Origin of the sequence: Frankia sp. CgMI4, from assembly GCF_001756285.1 — a bacterium.
Classification (GTDB): Bacteria; Actinomycetota; Actinomycetes; order Frankiales; family Frankiaceae; genus Frankia; species Frankia casuarinae.
The window spans coordinates 20,707-43,720 of sequence record NZ_MAQZ01000063.1 but is presented as its reverse complement, the minus strand read 5'-3'; the positions used below and the strand labels follow the sequence as shown (position 1 = coordinate 43,720).

At 69.3% G+C, this 23,014-nt stretch carries 19 protein-coding genes and 2 tRNA genes; 6 read left to right on the top strand and 15 right to left on the bottom strand.

What is annotated here, in order from left to right:
- Nucleotides 1-13 precede the first annotated feature (13 nt).
- From Manayef4_RS10055 to leuC, 3 genes are all read right to left on the bottom strand, one after another.
- The gene (locus Manayef4_RS10055) at nucleotides 14-298 is read right to left on the bottom strand and encodes an HU family DNA-binding protein (RefSeq protein ID WP_011437995.1); all 285 of its coding nucleotides are present in this window, start codon (nucleotides 296-298) and stop codon (nucleotides 14-16) included.
- Nucleotides 299-815: 517 nt separating this feature from the next.
- Complete coding sequence (leuD, locus tag Manayef4_RS10050) at nucleotides 816-1,403, bottom strand: 3-isopropylmalate dehydratase small subunit (protein WP_011437996.1); 588 nt, start codon at nucleotides 1,401-1,403, stop codon at nucleotides 816-818.
- 83 nt (nucleotides 1,404-1,486) lie between these two features.
- Complete coding sequence (gene leuC / locus Manayef4_RS10045; protein ID WP_070131415.1) at nucleotides 1,487-2,884, bottom strand: 3-isopropylmalate dehydratase large subunit; 1,398 nt, start codon at nucleotides 2,882-2,884, stop codon at nucleotides 1,487-1,489.
- A gap of 91 nt (nucleotides 2,885-2,975) precedes the next feature.
- On the opposite strand from leuC, the gene Manayef4_RS10040 reads away from it, so the two are divergent.
- Both Manayef4_RS10040 and Manayef4_RS10035 read left to right on the top strand, forming a co-directional pair.
- Nucleotides 2,976-3,683 (top strand): IclR family transcriptional regulator C-terminal domain-containing protein, encoded by a 708-nt coding sequence (locus Manayef4_RS10040; RefSeq protein WP_070131414.1) that lies wholly within the window; start codon nucleotides 2,976-2,978, stop codon nucleotides 3,681-3,683.
- A 489-nt stretch (nucleotides 3,684-4,172) separates the two neighbouring features.
- The gene (locus Manayef4_RS10035; RefSeq protein WP_070131413.1) at nucleotides 4,173-6,320 is read left to right on the top strand and encodes a serine/threonine-protein kinase; all 2,148 of its coding nucleotides are present in this window, start codon (nucleotides 4,173-4,175) and stop codon (nucleotides 6,318-6,320) included.
- Nucleotides 6,321-6,429: 109 nt separating this feature from the next.
- Here the strand turns inward: Manayef4_RS10035 and Manayef4_RS10030 are convergent, their stop codons facing one another.
- Complete coding sequence (locus Manayef4_RS10030) at nucleotides 6,430-8,004, bottom strand: HAMP domain-containing sensor histidine kinase (protein ID WP_070131412.1); 1,575 nt, start codon at nucleotides 8,002-8,004, stop codon at nucleotides 6,430-6,432.
- 201 nt (nucleotides 8,005-8,205) lie between these two features.
- Between Manayef4_RS10030 and Manayef4_RS10025 the strand changes: the two genes are divergently transcribed.
- Nucleotides 8,206-8,481 (top strand): hypothetical protein, encoded by a 276-nt coding sequence (locus Manayef4_RS10025; RefSeq protein ID WP_023840241.1) that lies wholly within the window; start codon nucleotides 8,206-8,208, stop codon nucleotides 8,479-8,481.
- A 119-nt stretch (nucleotides 8,482-8,600) separates the two neighbouring features.
- On the opposite strand, the gene Manayef4_RS10020 is transcribed toward Manayef4_RS10025, so the two are convergent.
- From Manayef4_RS10020 to Manayef4_RS10010, 3 genes are all read right to left on the bottom strand, one after another.
- Nucleotides 8,601-8,673: transfer RNA gene (locus Manayef4_RS10020), tRNA-Glu, on the bottom strand.
- Nucleotides 8,674-8,780: 107 nt separating this feature from the next.
- Nucleotides 8,781-8,852 (bottom strand) — tRNA-Gln (locus Manayef4_RS10015).
- 168 nt (nucleotides 8,853-9,020) lie between these two features.
- The gene (locus Manayef4_RS10010) at nucleotides 9,021-9,800 is read right to left on the bottom strand and encodes a fumarylacetoacetate hydrolase family protein (RefSeq protein WP_070131411.1); all 780 of its coding nucleotides are present in this window, start codon (nucleotides 9,798-9,800) and stop codon (nucleotides 9,021-9,023) included.
- A 314-nt stretch (nucleotides 9,801-10,114) separates the two neighbouring features.
- On the opposite strand from Manayef4_RS10010, the gene Manayef4_RS10005 reads away from it, so the two are divergent.
- Nucleotides 10,115-10,378 (top strand): hypothetical protein, encoded by a 264-nt coding sequence (locus Manayef4_RS10005; protein ID WP_070131410.1) that lies wholly within the window; start codon nucleotides 10,115-10,117, stop codon nucleotides 10,376-10,378.
- Between the two features lie 102 nt (nucleotides 10,379-10,480).
- Here Manayef4_RS10005 and cimA read toward each other — a convergent pair whose 3' ends face one another.
- From cimA to Manayef4_RS09980, 5 genes are all read right to left on the bottom strand, one after another.
- Nucleotides 10,481-12,085, bottom strand: coding sequence for a citramalate synthase (cimA, locus tag Manayef4_RS10000; RefSeq protein ID WP_139140055.1), 1,605 nt, complete (start codon nucleotides 12,083-12,085; stop codon nucleotides 10,481-10,483).
- A gap of 235 nt (nucleotides 12,086-12,320) precedes the next feature.
- Nucleotides 12,321-12,998: a Crp/Fnr family transcriptional regulator gene (locus Manayef4_RS09995; RefSeq protein WP_035731281.1), complete on the bottom strand. Its 678-nt coding sequence runs from the start codon at nucleotides 12,996-12,998 to the stop codon at nucleotides 12,321-12,323.
- 110 nt (nucleotides 12,999-13,108) lie between these two features.
- Entirely contained in the window at nucleotides 13,109-13,495 is a 387-nt protein-coding gene (locus Manayef4_RS09990) for a CBS domain-containing protein (RefSeq protein WP_023840243.1), read from the bottom strand.
- A gap of 191 nt (nucleotides 13,496-13,686) precedes the next feature.
- Complete coding sequence (ilvE, locus tag Manayef4_RS09985; protein WP_011438007.1) at nucleotides 13,687-14,613, bottom strand: branched-chain-amino-acid transaminase; 927 nt, start codon at nucleotides 14,611-14,613, stop codon at nucleotides 13,687-13,689.
- 242 nt (nucleotides 14,614-14,855) lie between these two features.
- A complete protein-coding gene (locus Manayef4_RS09980) occupies nucleotides 14,856-15,884 on the bottom strand; it encodes a 3-isopropylmalate dehydrogenase (RefSeq protein ID WP_011438008.1) in 1,029 nt (342 codons plus the stop codon).
- Nucleotides 15,885-16,505: 621 nt separating this feature from the next.
- Between Manayef4_RS09980 and Manayef4_RS09975 the strand changes: the two genes are divergently transcribed.
- Nucleotides 16,506-17,867: an EAL domain-containing protein gene (locus Manayef4_RS09975; protein ID WP_070131409.1), complete on the top strand. Its 1,362-nt coding sequence runs from the start codon at nucleotides 16,506-16,508 to the stop codon at nucleotides 17,865-17,867.
- Complete coding sequence (locus Manayef4_RS09970) at nucleotides 17,864-18,160, top strand: DUF1059 domain-containing protein (RefSeq protein WP_011438010.1); 297 nt, start codon at nucleotides 17,864-17,866, stop codon at nucleotides 18,158-18,160. Before Manayef4_RS09975 ends, Manayef4_RS09970 begins: the two co-directional genes overlap by 4 nt.
- Here Manayef4_RS09970 and leuA read toward each other — a convergent pair.
- The 3 genes from leuA to serA all read right to left on the bottom strand — a co-directional run bounded on the left by leuA (nucleotide 18,157) and on the right by serA (nucleotide 22,864).
- Complete coding sequence (gene leuA / locus Manayef4_RS09965) at nucleotides 18,157-19,890, bottom strand: 2-isopropylmalate synthase (protein WP_070131435.1); 1,734 nt, start codon at nucleotides 19,888-19,890, stop codon at nucleotides 18,157-18,159. The genes Manayef4_RS09970 and leuA overlap by 4 nt on opposite strands.
- A gap of 249 nt (nucleotides 19,891-20,139) precedes the next feature.
- On the bottom strand, nucleotides 20,140-20,757 hold the full coding sequence (locus Manayef4_RS09960) for a septum formation family protein (RefSeq protein WP_232235001.1): 618 nt from the start codon (nucleotides 20,755-20,757) through the stop codon (nucleotides 20,140-20,142).
- Between the two features lie 517 nt (nucleotides 20,758-21,274).
- Nucleotides 21,275-22,864 carry a phosphoglycerate dehydrogenase gene (serA, locus tag Manayef4_RS09955; RefSeq protein ID WP_070131408.1) on the bottom strand — a complete coding sequence of 530 codons (1,590 nt, stop codon included), beginning with the start codon at nucleotides 22,862-22,864 and terminating at the stop codon, nucleotides 21,275-21,277.
- Between the last annotated feature and the right edge of the window lie 150 nt (nucleotides 22,865-23,014).

Here is a 23,014-nt window from a genome sequence, read left to right as displayed (position 1 = left end):
CCCGCACCGATGGTCAGTCGTTGCTCGCCGAGACGCTCGACTTGAACTCGGAGCCGGGCCGGAACTTCGGCACGACCGAGGCAGCGACGTGCACGGGCTCACCCGTCGCCGGGTTACGACCTGTGCGGGCGGCCCGTTCCACCCGCTCGAACACGCCGAAGCCRGTGATGGTCACCTTCTCTCCGCTCGCGACGGCCTCCTGAATGGCGTCGAACACCGCGTCGACGGCCTTGGTGGCGTTCGACCGCCCGCCCTCGATCTGCTGGGCGATGCGGTCAACCAACTGGGACTTGTTCACAACAACCTCCGGACGCCCCCCGCGGGCGCGGGGTGGGGAGCAGATCGGGCATCACACTGCGCTGCACCGTAGGCATCTCCACTGTCGAGGGCAATTCCCGTGAGCGTGTCGCGTCACACAAACCCGCACRTCAACGGGTTCGCTCCGGTGGGCGACGGGATGCGTAGGGTCCGGGCGACATAGCCCGTTCGRCAGATTAATTACGTTCAGTAGCGAGAATTGCCTTCTGGTTTGGGCGCAATGTCACCCTTTGGTAGCCGGATGCCCCCGACATCGCTGATGCCACTCCGATGGGTAGCTACCCGGAAGCCGGCCGCGACAGTCGCTTCATCCCCACAGAGATGGGGAACGCCCCCCCGGCGCACCCGCCACCCATCCCACCTTCCTGAATGTGAGATCCGACACGCACCACCGTGAACCCCCGACCGAGACCGGATCCGACTCCGTCCCCGCGGATGGTGCGGTGCTCGGGAACCGGCGCATCCGGACGCCGGTGGCCGGGTGACAGCCCCGGGCGTTAGGCGGTGGTCGGCGACCAGGCGGGCCGACCGGCCTCGAAAGAGGTGATCATATCTTCGTGGCGAAGGGTCAGCCCGACGTCGTCGAGCCCCTCCATCAACCGCCAGCGGGTGAAGTCGTCGAGGTCGAAGGTGGCCACCAGCCCCGCGCCCCGGACCTCKCGCGCGACGAGATCGACAGTGATCTCGATCGTGGGATCGGCCTCGACCGCGGACGTGAGTGCCTCGACCGTCTCAGCCGACAGCTGCACCGGCAACAGGCCGTTGCCGAGGGCGTTGCCGCGGAAGATGTCCGCGAACCGGGGCGAGAGCACGGCACGGAACCCGTAGTCCTGCAGCGCCCAGACGGCGTGCTCCCGCGAGGAACCGGTGCCGAAGTCCGAGCCGGCCAGCAGGATCGACGCCGCGGCGTACGCTGGTTCGTTCAGCACGAAGCCGTCGTCGGCGCGCCACTGCGCGAACAGGCCGGCGCCAAATCCCGTCCGCTCGATCCGCTTGAGCCACTCACTTGGAATGATCTGATCGGTGTCGACGTCGCTGCGGCGCAGCGGCACCGCGCGCCCGGTGTGAATCGTGAACGCCTCCATCGCGGAAACGCTCCCCTCTCAAAGAAGTCGTGGATGAACGACGGTCGCCGTCGTGCGTGGACCGACGATCCACGCCGGGCGCGCTACAGATCCGCCGGAGCGGTCAGCCGACCGGTCACGGCGGTGGCCGCGGCGACCGCGGGCGAGACGAGATGGGTGCGCCCACCCGGCCCCTGCCGGCCCTCGAAGTTGCGGTTCGACGTCGAGGCACTGCGCTCGCCGGGCCGAAGCGTGTCGGGGTTCATGCCGAGGCACATCGAACAGCCGGCGCTGCGCCACTGCGCTCCCGCCGCTCGGAAGACCTCGTCGAGCCCCTCCGCCTCGGCCTGCGCCTTCACCGCCATGGAGCCGGGAACGATCAGGACCCGGACCCCCTCGCTCACCCGCCGGCCGCGCAGCACGTCGGCGGCGGCGCGCAGGTCACTCAGGCGCCCGTTGGTGCACGATCCGATGAACACCGTGTCGACGGTGACGTCGGACAACGGGGTGCCGGGGGTGAGGCCCATGTAGGTCAGCGCTCGTTCGACCGAGGCCCGCGCGGCCGCGTCCGGGTAGTCGGCGGGCGCGGGAACCAGCGATCCGAGCGGTGCGGCCTGGCCCGGGTTGGTTCCCCAGGTGACGTAGGGCGTGAGGCTCGCGGCATCGATCACGACCTCCCGGTCGAAGACCGCGTCGGAGTCGGAGGCGAGGGTGCGCCAGTAGGCCACCGCTTCCTCCCAGGCAGCACCGGTGGCGACACGCGGCCGCCCGGCGAGATACTCGAACGTGACGTCGTCGGGCGCAATCATCCCGGCGCGCGCGCCGGCCTCGATGGACATGTTGCAGACCGTCATCCGGCCCTCCATCGACAGGGCCCGGATCGCCGCACCGCGGTACTCGATGACGTGGCCGGCACCACCGMCGGTACCGATCCGCGCAATGATCGCCAGGATGAGATCCTTCGCGCTGACCCCGACGGGCAGGTCGCCCGCCACGGTGATCGCCATCGTCTTCGGCCTGCGCTGCGGCAGCGTCTGGGTCGCGAGGACGTGCTCGACCTGGCTGGTGCCGATCCCGAAGGCCAGCGCCCCGAACGCGCCATGGGTGGAGGTGTGGCTGTCACCGCAGACGATCGTCATGCCGGGCTGGGACAGCCCGAGCTGGGGGCCGACGACGTGCACGATGCCCTGGCCCGGGTCGTTCATCGGGTACAGCCGCACGCCGAACTCGGCGCAGTTCTTCCGCAGCGCCTCCACCTGGGCCGCCGAGATCGGATCGGCGATCGGCGCCAGCGTGTCGGTGGTGGGGACGTTGTGATCCTCGGTAGCGAGGGTCAGCTCCGGACGCCGCACGGGCCGCCCGGCCAGCCGCAGGGCCTCGAACGCCTGCGGCGAGGTGACCTCGTGAACCAGGTGCAGATCGATGTACAGCAGATCCGGTTCACCGTCGGCGCGCCGCACCACGTGGGCGTCCCAGACCTTTTCCGCAAGTGTGCGCCCCATGGGCAACCCATTCTCCCCTCTTCTGGCGTGGTGATGAGTTTCCCTCTCCCACAGCTTGTTGTCTCATGATGTGGGATGACAGTATCAATGTGTGAAACAGCTTAGCGGAGTCGGAGTCCTGGACAAAGCAGCCCTCGTGCTGACCGCCGTCGAGGCGGGACCGGCGTCACTGGCTGATCTGGTGGCCCGAACCGGGCTCACCCGCGCGACGGCGCATCGGCTGGCACAGGCTCTCGAGGTCCACCGCCTGCTCGGCCGGACCGCCGACGGCCGCTTCGTCTCCGGGCCGCGGCTCGCCGCGGGGACCCCGACCCCCTTGCCGTGGGACCTGCTGGATCGGGCCGGCCGGGTTCTCGCYGAGCTTCGTGAGGTGACCGGAGAAAGTGCCCAGCTCTATGTGCGGCGCGGGGCCCTGCGCCACTGCGTCGCCGCCTCCGAACGCGCCAGCGGCCTGCGCGACACCGTGCCCGTCGGCGCCGCACTCCCGATGACCGCGGGGTCCGGTGCTCAGGTCCTCCTCGCCTTCGCGGCGCATCCCGAGCCGGAACTGCTCGCCGGAGCCCTGTTCGACGAAGCTGTCCTCCGCCGGGTGCGCGATCGTGGCTGGGCGGAGAGCATCGGGGAACGCGAGAGGGGGTTGGCGTCCGTGTCCGCCCYGGTGCACGATGGCACGGGAACGGTGATCGCGGCAGTGTCCCTGTCGGGACCGGTGGAGCGGCTCACCCGGTCGCCGGGGCGCCGGCACCGCGCGGCGGTCCTCGCCGCGGCGGCCCGGCTCTCGACACCGGCCGTCGGCTGACACACCACTCGTCTATATCCACTCGCCTGCATCCACCCGCCACCAACCGCCGGCCACCGGACGCCGGCCACCAACCGGTGGACCACCGCAACTTTTCCCCGGCCACAAAACACGCGACCGGACCTTTTCGTCGGCCGTTCTTGCCATTCGCCATTTTGAATCCCCCATTCGGACCCCACGCCCGCGACTGCCCGGGCTACATCTGCCGGTGGCGGGCGGCGGCTCCACCGCGCAGGGGTATCCCCCGCCGCGCGGCTTCGCCGCCCTGCGTCGTAGCCTGTTCGAGTCGTCCGTCTCGGATGATCGGAACAGTAGGCCGGATGACCCATGYGGGTATTGGCATCTAGTGCAAGCGATACAGCTCGCCCGCGCACTGGTGCGCTCGTCCGGATGACGCTGCGGGCTCCGCCCACGGGCCGCCGCCGCCCGCAGCGGCGCCGTCGTAGGTTCGGCCGCCCCGGGCGGCGCCAAAGAAGGGGACAACGCGCGGTGCGCAAACTGGGTTCGCGGTACGTGCTGCACGAGATACTCGGGCAGGGTACGACMGGCCAGGTCTGGCGGGGCGCCGCCGTCTCGGACGGTGCTCCCGTGGCCATCAAGGTGCTGCGCCCCGAGCTCGCCGACGATCCCGAGATCGTGGAGCGCTTCCTGCGTGAATGGGACCTTCTGATCGACCTCGACAGCCCGGATCTCGTCGCCGTACGCGATCTGGTGAACGAACCCGACGTGCTCGCCATAGTCATGGATCTGGTTGACGGTCCCGACCTGCGGACCCATCTGCGCGAGTTCGGGCCTCGACCGGTGGAGGAGGCGGTCCGGCTCGTCGTCGGCACCCTGTGGGCGCTCGACAGCGTGCACGCCGCCGGCGTCGTCCACCGGGAMGTCAAACCCGAGAACATACTCATCGACACTTCCGATCCGGCTCATCCGATCGTGCGCCTGACCGACTTCGGGATCGCCCAGATGATCAATGGTTCGTCCCGGACCAGCGTCACCGGGCCGATCGGGACCCCGCTCTACATGGCTCCCGAGCTGAGCACGGGCGCGCCACCGACCCCGGCAGCGGACGTGTACTCGGCGGGAGTCGTGCTGTACGAGCTTCTCGCGGGTTCGCCGCCGTTCGACTCCCCCAACCCGGCCGAGCTCCTGCAGGCGCACCGCGAAAAACAGCCCCAGCCCATCCAGGGTGTGCCGGCGCCGGTGTGGGGTGTGCTGGCCGGAATGCTCGCCAAGTCCCCGAGGGGGCGGCCCGTGAGCGCCGCCGACGCGGCCGAGGACCTGGTCGAGGCGCTCGAGGCCAGCCGTTGGGGGGGCGGCTACGCGTCCAGGCCAGGCAGCCATGCCGAGCATGACAACCGAATCCAGCTCTCCGCACTCGCCGGCGCGTCCGCGGCCCGAAGCGCGGATCATTCCCCCGCCACGGGAACGCAGCGCGTGGTGCGCTCCGCCGCCGTGGCCGCGGCGGGGGGCGCGGGATGCGTGGTCGGGGCGGGCGACGCGGTCGGCGCAGCCGCCTGGTCCGACCTGGAGCACACGCAGATCGCGGGCAGTCCGCTGACCACCGCCACGAAGGCCGGTGGCACGCAGGCCGGTGGACGGGAGGGCGGCGTCGAGCGCACCCGGATGGCCCCGGCCACCGGCGGCCGGGGAGGGTGGGACGGTGACGCCCCGACCGGCATGCAGCCGGCGCTGCGGGTCCCGGCCCGCTCCGACGCCCCGGCCGCGGACACGAACACAGTCATGTCGGCGATCCCGGCGAACCACCAACCCGGCCCCCCGATCGGTGGGGCCGCGGCCGCCTCGCGGGCGGCTGCCGACCGGCGGCGGCGTAGCCGGATCGCGGCGGGTGCGGGCCTTGTCGTCGCCCTCGTCGCCGGTGCCGGCGGCTGGGCGCTCGCCTCCAGCGGGGGCACCGGCGCGGAACTGAGCGCGGACGGTCCCGGCGGGGTGTCCGCCGCGGCGGCCTCGGGCGGTTCCGGCTTCGGAACCAGCGGAGCCGCTCCGGGCGTGGCCGTTGGGGTCAACCCGACGAGCCTCTCCGGGGGCGGGGCGACCCCGCGGCCCAGCGCGAAGGGATCTCCCTCTCCCGGCGCCGGCACGGCGCCTGCGGCCAGCCCCACGGGGGCCACGCCGACGAACAGCCCGACGGCGCGGAGCAGCCCGTCCCCGTCACCCACCGACGACGGCACGGCGACCGTTCCCAACACCGAGGGCAGCTCGTTCACCACGGCGGAGAACACCCTGAAATCGGCGGGCTTCACGAACCTCAGTAAGGCCTTCGGGTGCTACGGCGCCGGTGCGGTCGACACCGTCGCGCACCAGTCCCCGAAGTCGGGGAAGATTGCCAAAACAGCCACGATTAACCTGCAGGTTGAGGATTGCGCGCAGGTACCCGGCGTCATCGGAATGACCGAGTCGGACGCCAAGTGGCAGCTCACCCTCGCCGGTTTCACCTCCACCGCGGTCAACGGGTCATGCAGCAACAGCGAGACCAGCAAGGTGTCGGCGTACTCCCCCACCGGACAGCGTCCACGCCATTCCACGACGGTGACGTTGACCCTGGCCTGCACCAAGCCCCCAGCGTCCGCCCCGGCCCCGACCCCCACATCGACATCGACATCGACGGCCAGGACCTGAACGCCTGACCATCGGGCCGCCGGCGGGGCAGGTCCCGGCGGCGGCCCGGCGCGGGGATCAGCCCGGCGCGGGGATCAGCCCGGCGCGGGGAACGGTCTTCCCGCCCCGCTCAGCCGAAACGGTCCATGGGCAACGAGCGGATGTCGTCCCGGGAACCAGCGAGTGGCCCGCCGGTAAGCCGTGGCTTACCCGGCTCCTCGTCAACCCGGATACTGCGCGGCAGGGGCATCGGAACCGGCAGTTCCGCCTCAGGCTCCGGCGCGAGCGCCGCCAGGCTGGTCGCCGCCCACAGGTCCACCTCGACGATGATCTCGCCGTTCTCCGAGGACATCCGCAGCCGTCCCCCGTGTACCTCGACGAGGCGTCGCACGACATAGAGCCCCATGCCGGCCCCGTCCGTGGGGCGGGTCGCCGTGCTGTCCCGCTGGGTGAACGGTTCGAAGAGCTGGCGGATGGTGTCGGGGTCGAGATCGGGCCCGGGATTGCGGACGCGCAGGACGACCTCGTCGCCCACCCGGCCGGCGATGAGCCGTACCGGCGCTCCCGGCCAGGAGTGCACCAGCGCGTTGTCGACGAGGTTCGCGACCACCTGGATGAGGGCCTGCCGGGCCATCCGCACCGGCAGCTCTGGCGGAAGATCCACCGTCACGCTGCTTGGCGACCCGGCGTACGAGAGCGTGGCGAGCACGTGCCGGACGACCTCCGGCAGATCGGCGATGGTGGTCTCGTCCGTGCCGGTGGCCGTGGCGGCCGTGAGCATGTTCTCCAGCAGGCGGGAGAGGCGATCGGAGTAGTTCACCGCCGCATCGAGCAGATCGTCGAGCTGGGCGTCCGAGAGCCGGTCGCGACGGCGCTTGATGGTCAGCAGGTTTCCGCGGATACCGGTCAGTGGCGTGCGGAACTCGTGCGACACCGTCGCAACCAGGTCGCTGCGGATCCTGTCGGTCTCCTCCAACCGGGCCATCAGGCTCTGCTGACCCTCGTAGAGCTGCTGCCGGTAGTGCTCCACCCGGCGGCGGGACTGCTCGTTGTAGTGYCAGAAGACCATCTGTGCGCAGGCAAGGGCGAAGATGAAGCCGGCGTGCAGGCCGGCCACCAGCCAGGCGTTGTCCAGCAACTCCCCGTCGGCCGAGATGATGTTGCCGATCGCCAGATTGGCGACGAMCACGAAGGCGATCGCCAGCAGGTAGACGGTCCACTCCTCGTAGAGCGCGATCAATGCGACGACCACGAAGAAGTGAAAGTACATCGGGGTGAGGCCGCCCGAGAGATGGACRAGGACGACCGAACAGCACAACAGCCCGAGGCTGGCGGCCAGGGCACGGACCCGACGGCGGCCGGGCACCACCGCGGAGGCGAACAGCAGCGCCGGYAGACTGGCCGCCAGAAAGCCGTGCACGAGGCTCAGGTCGCGCCAGATCGYGTAACAGACGATGACCGGCGGGTGCATCGCCAGCACCAGGCACATCAACGTGTGACGGGCTGTCCAGTCCTCGATGGGCAGACCGCGGCCCTGGGGAAGCAGCGAGGTGATGCGCCGGGCAACTCCCGGCAGGACGTCCACCTGCTCCGGTGCCGATCCCGGCGGACGCAGCCGACCAGCATGGCGGGCGGCGCGCCCCACATGCGCACTACCATGMCGACGCCGTGCGCGTTCGGGTGTCGATGGACTGACGGTGGACATCCGYGCAAGTTTGTAYCGATCCGGTGCTGGAGCACCATGGTTGTCAAGGGTGGTGTCGCATGGCGACAGTGCCCAGGTTTGACTAGGCCATCTGCACCACCTGGTACCGGGCTCAACGGAGCATGGCGCGGACCTCGCTCTCCCCGCCAGGCTGTGGTCCGCGGGGTGGCCCCGAGACGGCCCCCCATGGAGGAGGACACCGTGCCCTCAGTGGCCCTGACAGCCTCGACCGCTTCCGCGATCGCCCCGTCGACCGCGGGTCGGATCGGCCCGCCGCAGCCGGGTGCCACCGACGATCCCGCGCTGACCGCCGTCATGGCCCGAGCCGCGCGCCCCCAGCTGCGCCTGGTGGCCTCGACCCCGGACACCGAGATCGAAGTGGTCCACGGCCGCGGAGGCCCGGCGTCCTGCGGCTGCCGCGCGTGCACGATGGCCCGCCACCCCGCGGCCATGCTGCGGTTCGAGGTTGTGCGGTAGGCCCGGATCGCGCCCGACATGACGATGGCCCCCGGAGAGGAATCCGGGGGCCATCGATGGTCTTGGTGCGAGGGCGCATCTCTCACCCTCTGCGAAGAATCAAAGATAAAATCACTGTGTAGCCCCGACCGGATTCGAACCGGCGCTACCGCCTTGAGAGGGCGGCGTCCTGGGCCGCTAGACGACGGGGCCAAGACTCTGGTTCTTACTTACGCGCTTACGCGCGTATCACACCATACAGCCGTGTCACACTATACAGCATAGCGGCCAGTTTCAACCGAGCGGTAGATCTGGTGCAGCTGGGGTACCAGGACTCGAACCTAGACTAACGGAGCCAGAATCCGTTGGGCTGCCAATTACCCCATACCCCATGGGCCCTGTCCGGGCGCTGCCTACTGTACCTCATGCAGAGGGCACATCAGCGCGCCGGGATGCCGATGTACGCCGGTCATCCCCGTCACGTCCCGTGGCTGGGGCATCGGGAACGACCGGCAGCCACCCGATCCACGGCCACCCGGCGGAGGATCGCACCGCGGGCGCTAGCGAGCCGTCACCGGGTTAGTGAGCGTCCCGATGCCCTCGACTGTCACCGCCACCGTCTGCCCCGGTGACATCGGCCCCACGCCCGCGGGCGTTCCGGTCAGCAGCACGTCGCCGGGTAGCAGCGTCATGGCCGACGACAGGTAGGCGATCAACGAGGGGACGTCGCGCAGCAGCAGGCCGGTTCGGGAGCTCTGGCGCAGTTCRCCGTCCAGGGTGGTGCGGATGGGCAGATCCGCCGGGTCGAGATCCGTCTMGATCCAGGGACCGAGGGGGCAGAAGGCGTCATGGCCCTTGGCCCGGGTCCACTGGCCGTCCGCCTTCTGCTGATCGCGAGCGGTCACGTCATTGGCGCAGGTGTAGCCGAGCACCACCTCGAAGGCCCGTTCCACCGGGACGTCACGGCACAGCCGGCCGATGACGATCGCCAGCTCGCCCTCGAAGTCGACCCRCTCGCTGTCCGACGGAAGGATGATCGGATCGCCCGGGCCGGCGACACTGGTGGAGGGCTTGAGGAAGAGGATCGGACGCTGCGGCGGGGTGTCACCGCCCATCTCCTGGACATGGTCGGCATAGTTCTTGCCCACGCAGAGCACCTTGCTCGGCAGCACGGGAGCGAGCAGCCGCACGTCGCCGAGCCCCCGGCGGACGCCGGTGAAGGAGAACGGACCGAACGGATGCGGGGTGATGCCGCGGATCACGGCCGTACCCGCCTCGATCGACCCCTCCACGACCCCGAACCCAGGCTCCGAACCATCGGTAAACCTCGCGATACGCACCCCCAAACCGTACCGAGCCCGCGGAAGGCGCTGACACGACCGGCCGGTGGGCGGCCCCGCCACGCCGCGGGTATGACTTGTATGACCGACATGACCACGGCCGGGGCCTGATCAGGTTCGCCAGAACGGTGACGAGTGACCGAGAATCAGGCCAGAATCCGCGCCTGGTCCACCGCCTGGTCCACCAGCGGATGGYGGCCACCCGGTCCCGCTGTCCTGTACTGACCAGAGCCGACGCGGACGGCCGACATCACCGCGGAGCTACCCGRCAAGCTACCCGGCAGAGGACCGGCAGAAGAAAGGAAAGGAAGACGGTGAGCGAGACCGACACCACCCCCGTCTACGACGTCGGCKCACCCGAGCCGAAGCCGATCGACGAGGAGCTGAGCGTCAAACTGGGCCACCTGGCCGAAGACGCGATCCTGCGGGGTAAACCCAACGGCGACGAGCGGTGCGACAACTGCCTGTACTACCTGGACACCGACAAGGACATCGCCTACTGCTGGCACCCGAAGCTGCGCGTTCTGGTCGGCGGCGACTGGTGGTGCCAGTGGTGGGAGGAGATCCCGCAGGACTGACCGCACGTAGCCGGCGGACCGGCCCGCGGCGGCGGGCTGCTCCGCGGGCGATACGCCGGGCCCCACCCCCGGGCGCGGCCCGCCCGGGGGTGGGGCCCGGCGTCAGGGCGCGACCGGGTCCGGGCTCTCCCCCTGCCGCCGCAGTCCGTAGTCGACAGCGTCCTCCAGGGCCGCCCAGGAGGCTGCGATGATGTTCTCGTCCACGCCGATCGTGTCCCAGCGCTCGCGGCCGTCGCTGGTTCCCAGCAGGACCCGGGTCACCGCGCCGGTCCCCTGCTTGCCGTCGAGGATCCGAACCTTGTAGTCCACCAGGTCCAGATCGGCCAACCCCGGATACGCCTTCTCCAGCGCGTTGCGCAGTGCCGTGTCGAGAGCGTTGACCGGTCCGTTCCCCTCCGCCGTCGCGACGTGGCGTTCGCCGTGCGAGGTGAGCTTCACCGTCGCCTCGCTGGCCACCTCGCCGCCCGGACGCTGCTCGACGATGACGCGCCAGGATTCGAGGGTGTAGAACCGCTGCCGGCCGGTCACCTCGTCGCGCAGCAGGAGTTCGAAGGAGGCCTCCGCGGCCTCGTAGACGTATCCGGCTGCCTCCCGCTCCTTGACCAGGTCCACCACCCGTCCGAGYGCCTCACGCTGGTTCGACAGGTCGAGGCCGAGCTCACGGCCCTTCAGTTCGATGGTCGCCCGACCGGCGAGTTCCGAGACCAGCATCCTCATGTCACTGCCCACGACCGCCGGGTCGATGTGCTGGTACAGGTCCGGATCGACCTTGACGGCACTGGCGTGCAGGCCGGCCTTGTGCGCGAAGGCGCTGGCCCCGACGTACGGCCGGTGCGGGTCGGGCACGGAGTTGGTGACCTCGTCGATCGCGTGAGAGACCCGGACGAGCTCACGCAGCCGCCCGGGCGGCAGCACGGCCCGGTCCAACTTGGTCTCCAGGCCCGCGATGACGCTCAGCAGGTTGGCGTTCCCGCACCGCTCGCCGTAGCCGTTTGCGGTGCCCTGCACGTGGGTGACGCCGGCCTCCACCGCCACCAGGGTGTTCGCGACCGCGCAGTCGGCGTCGTCGTGGCAGTGGATACCGAGCCGGGCGCCGGTTGCGGCGAGGACATCGGCGACGACCGCGCCGATCCGCGTCGGGAGCATGCCGCCGTTCGTGTCGCACAGCACGACGACCTCGGCACCGGCCTCGGCCGCAACGGAGACGACCTCAAGAGCGTAGTCGGGATACACCCGATGGCCGTCGAAGAAGTGCTCGGCGTCAACGAACACCCGCTTTCCCTCCGCGCGCAGATGCGCGACGGTGTCCCGGATCATCGCGAGGTTCTCGGCCGGGGTGGTGCGCAGGGCACGTTCGACATGGCGCAGATCCGACTTGGYGACCAGGCAGACCACCGAGGTCCCCGCGTCCCGAAGCGCCGCCACCTGGGGATCGTCCGCGGCGGCGCGGCCCGCCCGCCGGGTGGCCCCGAAAGCGGTCAGCACGGCGGTCGTCAGGTTCAGTTCGCCGCGCGCCCGGGTGAAGAACTCCGCGTCCTTCGGGTTCGATCCCGGCCAGCCGCCCTCGATGAAACCGACGCCGAGATCGTCCAGGTGACGGGCCACCGCGAGTTTGTCGCCGACCGAGAGCGACAGCCCCTCCTGCTGGGTACCGTCCCGCAATGTCGTGTCATAGACGTGYAGGGAATCGGGATCGTATGGCCGCACGGGGCGCCCCTCCGCAAGGATCTTGGGTCGTTCCGCCCCGGCCAAGCCGAGCGGTCCGGACAACCTCCGGCACGCCGAACCGAGCAGAGTTCGGGAACCTGGGGCCGCCACGCGCCCGGTCCCAGGGGTCAGCGACCGAAGCGCGCGACGGAGACGGGTTCGCCGCCGGGTGACAAGCCTACGATGTAACAGGCCCGACATGTGACGGGTGTGGCGTGCGCCATAGCGGAGGATCTCAGTCCCCCGCGAACCGACGTAGCCGGTCGACCTGCAGGATCGTGATGGTCTGACCTTCCGAGAGGATCCAGGTCCTCCGCTCGAACTCGCGCAACGCCTGGTTCACCGACTGGCGGGAACCGCCGAGCAGCGAGGCGATCTCGGTCTGTGTGAGRCCGAGTTCGATCACTGGACGCCCTGCCTCCCGCATCCGCAGCAGGAGCAACTTGGCCACGCGTCGCGGCAGATCGAGGAAGACGAGGTCGGCATTCGCTCCGGTGAGGCGTCGCACGTGCGCCACCAGTGCTCGGATGAGCTGCTCGGCGACGGCCGGTCGTTCCCGCACGAGTTCCCACACCGCGGTGCGGTCGAGAACCAGCGCGGTACTCGGTTCGAGCGCCTCGACGCCGGCGGACCGGGTCCCCCCTTCGACGATGTTGAGTTCTCCCAGGGTTTCCCGTGGCCCGACAATGTTCAAAACGTGATCACGGCCGTCATCGGCCTTCGTGAGCACCTTCAACCGTCCGGAGGCGACCACCAGAAGGGTGTCAGCGGGTTCGCCTTCCGTGAAGACAACCTGTCCACGCCGGAAACGTCGCGTGACGGCTCGTGTGGCGAGCCGCAACAGGTCCTCCTCCTGCAGTTCCTTCAGCAGCGTGGTCGCTCGGAGCAGGGCGACCGCCTCGTTGTCGTGCATGCGGTGACCGTAGCGCCGTCCGCCTGCCTCATGTTCCCCAACTACCCCGGACGACGGGATCGGATGCGGCGGCAGACCGCAAGCATTCCCGGCGTACGACACAGTCGACATCATACCGTAACATGATGACTACTCCAGCAACGTACCACGTCGCGCATGGAGAGGATTCCGGCTACGCCACCACCCGAGGTAACGATAAGGTGYCGAAAACCACCTCGCAGCATCGCGGCAGCCGCCTCGTCCAAGGACCACTCCGGATCCGCGAAGACGACATCGCGGGTGAGATGGTCACCCGCGATCTCGACATCCGGATCCTGAGCCGCGGCGATCGACCGCAGAACGTCCCGTTCGGTCAGGATCCCGTAGCCCTCGCTGTCCGCATCGTGGACGACCGCGGCACCGACCTTGCGCGCCGCCATCAGCCTCGCCGCCTGGCGAAGCGTGTGCCCCGGGCCGATCATGAGAACAAGGGAACTCATACCCTCCGAAACCCGCACGACGCCCTCCCGACGCTTGTGCATTCGTGAAAACTGCTACTCGCGACGGTAGGCCCTGCCTGCCGTGTTGACCAGAGCACACGATGCTTCGGCATGGGCATTATGTGAGCCCGGCCACGCGGGGCCGGGCTCACGGCCCTGGCCGGGACGCGGGGCAACGTGGAACGCCCGCGACGACGCCGGCCACGGCGTTATTGCTGGACGAACTCGTTCCACTCCTGGTATCGGTCCAGTTCCCCTCGGGTCGCGCGGTGGAAGATCTCCAGCAGCTCCCGGGTGACGGGGCCCGGCTTCCCGCTCCCGACCTGCCGGTCGTCCACCTCGACGATCGGCACGATCTCGGCCGCCGTGCCGGTGAAGAACGCCTCGTCAGCCAGATAGAGGTCGGTGCGCACGATGTGCTGCTCGATCACCTCGTACCCCTGGTCGGCGGCGATCCTCATGATCGAGGCGCGGGTGATGCCACCGAGCGGACCGTCCGTGAGGAGCGGAGTGATGACCTTGCGTCCGGAGACGATGAAGACGTTTTCCCCGGTGCCGTCGGCGATGTGGCCGTTGGGGCTGGTCAGAATTGCCTCGTCGTAACCGGCCTTGACCGCCGCGACCTTCGCCAGGGACGAGTTGAGGTACTGCCCGGACGCCTTGGCCGCCGGCGGCGTGATGTTCGGGTCGTTCCGCTTCCAGGAGGAGATCATCGCGCGGACGCCGTTCTCCTCCGCCTCCTCGCCAAGGTAGGCACCCCACGGCCACACCGCGATCATGACCTCGACAGGAGAGGGYAACGGATTGAGCCCCATCTCACCGTAACCGAGGTGGATCAGCGGCCGGATGTAGCAGGAGGCGATGTCGTTCACCGCGATGGTCTCCTTCGTCGCCGCGACGACCTGCTCCGGCGTGAAGGACGGCTCCATCACATAAATCTTGGCACTGCGGTAGAGACGGGCGATGTGGTCCGTCAGCCGGAACACGGCGGGCCCCTGGGCCGTCTCGTAGCAGCGGATGCCTTCGAACACACCCCACCCGTAGTGCAGGGTCGGGTTGAGCACGTGGATGCGGGCGTCGTCCCAGTCGACGAACTCTCCACTCATCCAGATCTTCGAGGTTGGGGTGATAGGCACGGCGACTCCAGGCCAAAGTGCGACGAAGCGAACAGGAGATGACGAATCCGCCGATCTTCGCCGTGGTGGGGCCCTGTCGGCTGCCGTCTTACCGGATCTACGGCTCCCGTAGAGAATAACCACGACGCACCTGGACCGGAAGGGCCCCGCGGCGATCAACCATCCGGCCTCCACYGGCGGCGTGGCGGGGTGACGAGAAGACCGGCGTGGCGGGGTGACGAGAAGACCGGCGTGACGAGAACTCAGCCCGCAGCCCGCGCGGCAAGGTCCTCGCCACGTTCCCGGGTCGACGGCTGGGCCGCTCCCGCGGCGGCACGATCCGCCAGGGAGGAGGCGACGGCGGCCTCGACCTTCGCCGCCTCCTCGGCGTGGCCGAGATGATCGAGTAGCATCGCCACCGAGGCGACGGTGGCCGTCGGGTCGGCGAGTTGCCTGCCGGCGATATCCGGGGCGCTGCCGTGCACGGGCTCGAACATGCTCGGGTGGACACCGGAGGGATCGAGGTTGCCACTGGCGGCCAGGCCGATCCCGCCGGTGATGGCCGCGCCGATGTCGGTGAGGATGTCACCGAACATGTTGTCCGTCACGACGACGTCGAACCGACCCGGATCGGTCACGAAGAACATCGAGGCCGCGTCCACGTGCTGGTAGTCGACGCGCACGTCGGGGAACTCGGGCGCCACCTCGGCCACGGTGCGCGACCACAGGTCGCCGGCCTTGGTCAGCACGTTGTTCTTGTGCACGAGAGTCAGGTGGCGACGCTCGCGTCGATCGGCCCGCCGGAACGCGTCGCGCACGACGCGCTCGACGCCGTACCGGGTGTTGAGGCTCTCCTCGGTCGCCACCTCATGGGGCGTCCCCTTCCGGAGCACACCCCCCGCGCCCGCGTACGGCCCCTCCGTGCCCTCCCGCACCACGATCATGTCGATGGCCGGATCTCCGGCCAGCGGCGAGCGGACTCCCGGATAGAGCCGCACCGGCCGGAGATTGACGTGATGGTCGAACTCGAACCGCAGCCGCAGCAGCAGGCCACGCTCGAGGACACCGCTGGGCACGCCGGGATCACCGACCGCCCCGAGCAGGATCGCGTCGTGACCGCGCAGTTCCTCCAGCACCGAGTCGGGCAGCGTCTCCCCGGTCTCGTGCCAGCGCCGGGCACCCAGGTCGTATTCGGTCGTGTCGACCTTGGGATGTACCGCGCGCAGCACCCGCAACCCCTCCGCCACCACCTCGGGGCCGATCCCGTCACCGCCAATCACCGCAAGCCTCATAGGCCGACTGTAGCGGCCGACCGCGGCCCCGCAGCGGTCCCACCCGGCCTGGCCCACCCGACCGGCGCCGATCCGGCACGGGGCCGCACGGGGCCGCACGGGGCCGCTCACGACGGGCCGCCGCCCCGACGGCCGTCATCGTGCTCCCGAACGGCCGCGAACCACCCCCGAATGGCTGCTAACAGTAGCCATTCCATTACCTCAGTCCAACCTCAGCGCCGGAACGGCGCCTCACACCTCCGCATTCGATCACCTTGAGTAATCGTAGTGCACCACCTCGCCAAATAAAGTTCACCCTCGTTGTCGCTGGATTGATTTCCATCGGCCGACTCGGACTACTCGCACGCCTCGCGTCGGCACCCGAAAATCCTGGCGAGCAATGACCGTTTTGGCAACGGATCAACGATGAACGACGCCTCCGGCGCCCAGAAATCGCCGATCTTGCGTCGGGGACACGGGAAGGACGATGAACGGCAATCTGACCGCTACCCGCCGGTCACACAAAAGAGCGCAGAATTCACAACTCCGGACGGTACTCGCACCCGGCATCGCGGCCGGATGGTAAGAAACTCACTTACAGGACAGGTGCGACGTGCTTCGATGCGAGGGGGTGCACGGCGCATGATTACTCGGCAGCGGACTCCCGCGGGACCTCCGTCCAGCGACCGCCCCGATGTCGGCGACGCGGCTGTTTCGTCCGGTGGCGTGGCCGAGGGCAGGACGCTGCCCGCGGCCGATGGGGCGGGTCCCCTCGGCCGGTTGAAGAACGGCGACGGCGGTGGGACGCGTGGCGACGACCGGCCCGACCTGCGCCGAATTCTCGCCGACCCCGACGAACCCATGCTGTTCTTCCAGCCGATCGTGGATCTGCAACGGGGGGTCATCGCGGRGTATGAGGCGCTCGCCCGCTTCCACAGCCACCCGGCCCACCCGCCCGACCTCGTCTTCGCCGAGGCGGACCGGCTCGGGCTCGCGGCCCAGTTGGAGGCCCGTGTCCTCGCCGCCGCGCTGGAGGCGCGTGACCGGCTTCCCGACCGCTGCTTCCTCGCGGTCAACGTCCTGCCCCATCTGCTCACCGCACCAGAAGTCACGGCAATCTGGCAGCGCGCGGACCTGCSGCGCCTGGTCCTAGAACTCAACGAGGCAGTCGACMTCGACGCCACCACCGGCCTGACGACCACCGCGGGCGCACTGCGCAACCTCGGTGCGTTCGTGGCGATGGACGACGTCGGCTCGGGCTATGCCGGGTTGCGGCAGCTGGCGCGGATCCGCCCCGACTTCGTCAAGCTGGACCGCTCGCTCGTAGTCAACGTGGACGACGACCAGGTCAAGATCGCCCTCACCGAGCTGGTCGGCACCTTCGCCAGCCGGCTCAACGCCTGGGTCATCGCGGAGGGGGTCGAGCGGTTCGACGAGCTCGGAATGCTGGTCGCGCTGGGGGTTCCGCTCGGCCAGGGATTCCTGCTCGGGCGTCCCTCCCGGGCCTGGCAGCAGCTCGACCCAACCGTGGCTAGGCGTATCCGCCAGTTCTCGGAACGCAGCAACCACGCCGCGAGCATCGAGAGCCTGATGGAACAGGTCACGATCAGCATAGGTGACTCCGGTCGGTGCGCCATGTCCGCGGACTGTCCGTCCTGTCCCATGAGCGCCGCCCGGAACCGGGACGGTCTCGCGGCCGGCGATGATCCGGCCGGACCGGACGGTGACCGGACGCCTCGAGCGACCGTCATCGTCTCCAACCGATGCCGACCGGTCGCCCTGCATCTGTCCGGCGGCCCGGGCGGCGGCACGGAACCGCGCCRTGTTCCCACGACGCTCTTCGCGCGGCCCGAGGAGCCGGTGACCGAGGTCGCGCGTCGCGCCATGACGCGGGCCCGGGCCAGCCGATTCGATCCCGTGATAATCGTGACCGAGATGGGGCGCCCACTCGGCCTGGTACGGATGGAGCGTCTGATGCTACGGCTCGCGGAAATGTCCACATGAGGCGAAACCGCTATTGGACCGCGCAGGCGCTCATGTCGCCGAGCCCAGCGGCCAGGAGCCATTCCGCGTCGGCAGAGATCATCGTCCGGCACCCGAGCATGAAGCAATTCTACTGTGGTGCGATCATGCACGACTGCGAGACGCGCATGATCGCCCCCACCGAAGACGATCTTCTCCGTTCCGTCGACACCCACGCGAGAGTTGATCATGGTATGACGGATATCCCGGAGTCGATGCTGGACGAGGTCCGCCAGAATATCCACGACGTGGAACCGGCGGACCACCACGACTAACCAGCGCCACCACCACGACCAGCCCGCGCGGGCACCGAACGGTCCCGGGCAGCCCGGTTCACGGCACTCACCACGGCCCGCAGGGACGCCGTCACGATGTTGGCGTCGATCCCGACTCCCCAGAAGATCCGGTCGTCGACGGCCACCTCGAGGTACGCGGMCGCTCGCGCATCCGCTCCCGAGCCCAGKGCGTGCTCGTTGTAGTCCAGAATCCGCACGGTCAGATCGCGGCTGGCGAGCGCCGTGRCGAATGCGTCAATGGGGCCGTTGCCGGTTCCCGTGATCACCGTGTCGGCCCCCTGGAAACGGACCGAGACGGAGACCTCGTCCCGATCGCCCGACGCCGCCGTCGTCCGGGAGCCCAGCAGTTCGAGMGGGCCGGACCCCTCCGCGCCGTCCAGGAAGTACTCGCTGCGGAAAATCGTCCAGAGTTCCTCGGCCGTCACCTCGCCGCCCGCGGAGTCGGTGTGGCGCTGTACGACACCGGAGAACTCGATCTGCAGCCGGCGCGGCAGGTCCAGGGAGTGCTCGGACTTCAGCAGGTATGCCACCCCTCCCTTGCCGGACTGACTGTTCACCCGGATCACCGCCTCGTAGGAGCGGCCGACGTCCTTCGGGTCGATCGGCAGGTAGGGCACCTCCCAGCGGGTCTGGCCGGTGCGCTCCATGGCCTCGAAACCCTTCTTGATGGCGTCCTGATGGGAGCCGGAGAAGGCGGTGTAGACGAGGTCGCCGCCGTAGGGATGACGGGGATGGACGGGCAGTTGGTTGCAGTACTCCACCGCGCGTCGGATCCCGTCGATGTCCGAGAAATCGATCATCGGGTCGATCCCCTGCGAGAACAGGTTCATCCCCAGCGTGACCAGGCAGACGTTTCCGGTCCGTTCCCCATTGCCGAACAGGCAGCCCTCGACCCGGTCGGCGCCGGCCAGCACACCCAGTTCCGCCGCGGCGACCGCGCAGCCCCGGTCGTTGTGCGGGTGCAGGGACAGCACGACGGCATCCCGGCGGGTCAGGTTCCGCCCGACCCATTCGATCTGGTCGGCGTAGACGTTCGGGGTCGACATCTCGACCGTCGCCGGCAGGTTCAGCACGACCGGACGCTGCGGGGTCGGCRCCCACACGTCCATGACTGCCTCGCACACCTCCACCGCGTAGTCGAGTTCGGTGCCGGTGAACGACTCCGGGCTGTACTGCCAGCGCACATCGGTGCCGTCCAGTAGTTTCTCGGCGTACTGGGCACACCACCGAGCGCCCTGCACCGCGATCTCGGTCACCCCCGCCCGATCAAGACCGAACACCACCCGCCGCTGCAACGTGGATGTCGAGTTGTACAGGTGGATCAGCGCCCGGTCCGCGCCGACCAGCGACGCGGCCGTGCGCTCGATCAGGTCCTCCCGCGCCTGCGTCAGGACCTGGATGACGACGTCGTCCGGGATGCGATCTGATTCGATCAGCTGCCGGATGAAGTCGAAGTCGGTCTGGCTGGCCGCCGGGAACCCGACCTCGATCTCCTTGTACCCCATCGCCACCAGCAGCTCGAACATCTGCATCTTGCGGGCGGGGGTCATCGGGTCGATCAGTGCCTGGTTACCGTCGCGCAGATCGACACTGCACCATTGCGGGGCGCGAGTGATCGTCCGCTCGGGCCAGGCCCGGTCGGGAAGTGAGACGGGGACGAACGGACGGTACTTCTCGACCGGCATGCCGGACGGCTGCTGCGTKGTCATTCCTGCTCCTGCTTCCTCGAAGGAGTCCCCCGCGACCGTGATCACACGGTTCGCGACGTGGGTGACTGGATGCCGGAGGATCCGCGGAGAATCAGCAGAGGAGCGTCAGGTCGCACCTGGACGCTGGACCGCCGGATGGCGAGGATCCCGACGCTGACACACGAAAACACCGCGACGGGGAAGCCAGCTCAGGTATCAGGCCCCGCCGCGGCGGCTAAGGAGAAGCAGCGCACGCATCGCGCACCAACATTACCGGATGTTCGGCCGACCGCGAGGAAACTCCGGTGCCGCGACGGCGCCGGGGACACGGAACTGACCGCTGCGGGGCCGCAGGTCGTCGGTGCGCACGGTGCACACGGCCGCGTGCGCACCGAGCTGCCAGCTGGGTTCGGACGGGTAGATCGTGCCAACGGTGCGGTGCGGAGTGCTGTCGACGGTTCCGGGGAACTCGCGCAGTGCTCCGGCACAGCGCTCGTCCGTCACCTCGGCGACCACCGACGCGCCAGGCCAGCGATGGAAGAGCACCGCCAGGTCGACCATCCGGGTGACCTCGTCGATATGGGGCTCCCGGCAGCTCACCCGGACGGGCACCACCGGATCGACCGAGGCGGGCGAGCCCGCCGGATACGGGGTCCAGTTCAGGCAGTCACCCGGCCGCAGGGCCGCGAGCAGGTCCGGCCTGATCCCAAAGCCGGCGGGGGGACCGGTCAGCGTGCCGGTGGCAGCCGGTACGGCGGTCTGCTTGGTGGCCGCGGAGGACCCCGACGACGTGGTCGGCACCAGCCGTGCGGCGGTCGGGCTGGTCCGGTTCGCCGTCTGCCGCAGGGCGACGACGGTGATGGTGATCATCCCGACGATGATGGCCATGAACGTGACCATTCGCGCGATCTGGCGGGGGCGGCCCGGTGGTCTGGGCGGCGCCACCAGCCGATGGAAAAAGCCGGGCAGACCCCGGGAAGCTGGGACGACCTGACAGCGACTGGAAGCCGGCCGGCCGTGCTGCCGGCTGCGCTCGGCCGCGGACGGTTCGAGAAACCGGGCTCCGCGGACGAATCGCTCATCCAGGCGAAGCCCCTCGAACGGGTCCTGATGCCGCGACGCCATGCTAGCCACGGTAAACCCGGCACCACGACTACGGCGCGCGTTCCACGGAAAGATCACCTGGATCACGTCCCCACGCCACCGCTACCCGTACCCAATCGATCGCCTACCGTTGAGATCGCCCGCAGCTACCCCTGGTAAACCCCATCCAGCCCAGGTAATCCACGGCAACCCGAGGAACACCCCGGACCACCGAAGGCCCCCACGACTCCCCCCGCAAAATCGCCGAAGGTGCCTTTGCGGAGACCCCACACGGTGGCGAAGCCACCGTGTGGGGAAGGGGTCAGTCGCTGCTGATGCTTACGGCCCTGGCGTAGGAAGCGCCGATGATCTTCGCGATCTCGGCCAGGATGTCGGGGGCGACCGCGTCGTCGAGCGACAGCGACATCAACGCCTCGCCGCCGGCCTGCAGGCGGCTGACCTGCGCACTGGCGATGTTGATGTGCGCCTCGCCGAGCAGGGCACCGACCGCGCCGACGATCCCCGGCCGGTCCTCGTAGCGGAAGAACGCCAGATGCGCCTCGGGCCGGATGTCGACCTCGAACCCGTCGATCGCGGTGATCTTCTCGACCTGCCGCGAGCCGACAAGCGTGCCGCTCACCGACACGGGCGTGCCGTCGGCGAGGACTCCTCGCACAGTCACGAGGTTGTGATAGTCGGGGCTGTCCTCGGCGGTCTCCAAGGCCACGTCGACCCCGCGCTCCTTGGCCAGCAGCGGCGCGTTGACGTAGGTGACCTGCTCCTCGGTCACGTCGGTGAACACACCCTTGAGCACCGCGAGCTGCAACACCGAGACGTCGTGCACGGCGATCTCGCCACGCACCTCGACAGTGATCGCGGCGGCCAGGCTGCCCGCGAGGCCGGAGAAGAGCTGCCCGAGTTTCTCCGCGAGCGGAAGACCCGGCCGGAGGTCCTCGGCCACGACGCCACCGGCCTGCACGTTGACCGCGTCGGGCACGAACTCGCCCTGCAGCGCCAGCCGCACCGAGCGGGCGACGGCGAGCCCGGCCTTGTCCTGCGCCTCCTGGGTGGACGCGCCAAGGTGGGGGGTGACGACGACGTTGTCGAGCCCGAACAGCGGGGAGGCCGTCGTGGGCTCCTTGGCGAAGACGTCGATGCCCGCACCGCCGACCTGACCGGAGCGGACCGCCTCGGCGAGCGCCGCCTCGTCAACGAGGCCGCCGCGCGCCGCGTTGACGATGATGACACCGGGCCTGGTCCGGGCCAGCTCGTCGGTGCCGATCAGACCGAGCGTCTCCGGCGTCTTGGGCAGATGGATCGTGATCACGTCACTCTGCCGAAGCAGCTCGTCGAGGTCGACGAGGGTCACGCCGTGCTGCGCGGCACGGGCCACCGACACGTACGGGTCGTAGGYGATGACCTTCATCCCGAAGCCGGCGAGCCGCTGCGCCACGAGCACGCCGATCCGCCCGAGGCCGACGACGCCGGCCGTCTTCTCCACGAGTTCGACACCGACGTACTTCGAGCGCTTCCACTCGCCGCCGCGCAGTGCCTCGCTGGCCGCGGGAACCCGCCGGGCGACGGCGAGCAGCAGCGCGATCGCATGCTCGGCCGCACTGACGATGTTCGACTGCGGCGCGTTGACCACCATGACACCGCGCTGGGTGGCGGCGGCGACGTCGACGTTGTCCAGCCCGATGCCGGCCCGGGCGACGACCTTGAGCTTTCCCGCGGTGGCGAGCACCTCGGCGTCGATCTTGGTGGCCGACCGGACGATCACGGCATCGACGTCGGCGATGGCGGGCAGCAACGCGGACCGGTCGGCACCGTCAACGTGACGAACCTCGAAGTCCCCGGACAGCACCTCCAGCCCGGCCGGTGAGAGCTCCTCGGCAACGAGTACGACAGGCACTGGACCTCTCCTAGCGACCTCGGGTCAGACCGGGAGGCGACGCGGAACGAGGCGTGATCACGTGGCCTTCGGCCTGGCGATGATGAACGTGGATACTGCGGACACCGCACGAGGCGGCGGGCCCAGCCTACCGACGCCCGCCGTGGACTC

Coding starts and splice junctions, on each gene's coding strand:
- Manayef4_RS09980 (WP_011438008.1), bottom strand. CDS start 15,884: ATGAGGCTTGCGGTGATTGGCGGTGACGGGATCGGCCCCGAGGTGGTG.
- Manayef4_RS09970 (WP_011438010.1), top strand. CDS start 17,864: ATGAGGCGAAACCGCTATTGGACCGCGCAGGCGCTCATGTCGCCGAGC.
- Manayef4_RS09960 (WP_232235001.1), bottom strand. CDS start 20,757: ATGGCCATCATCGTCGGGATGATCACCATCACCGTCGTCGCCCTGCGG.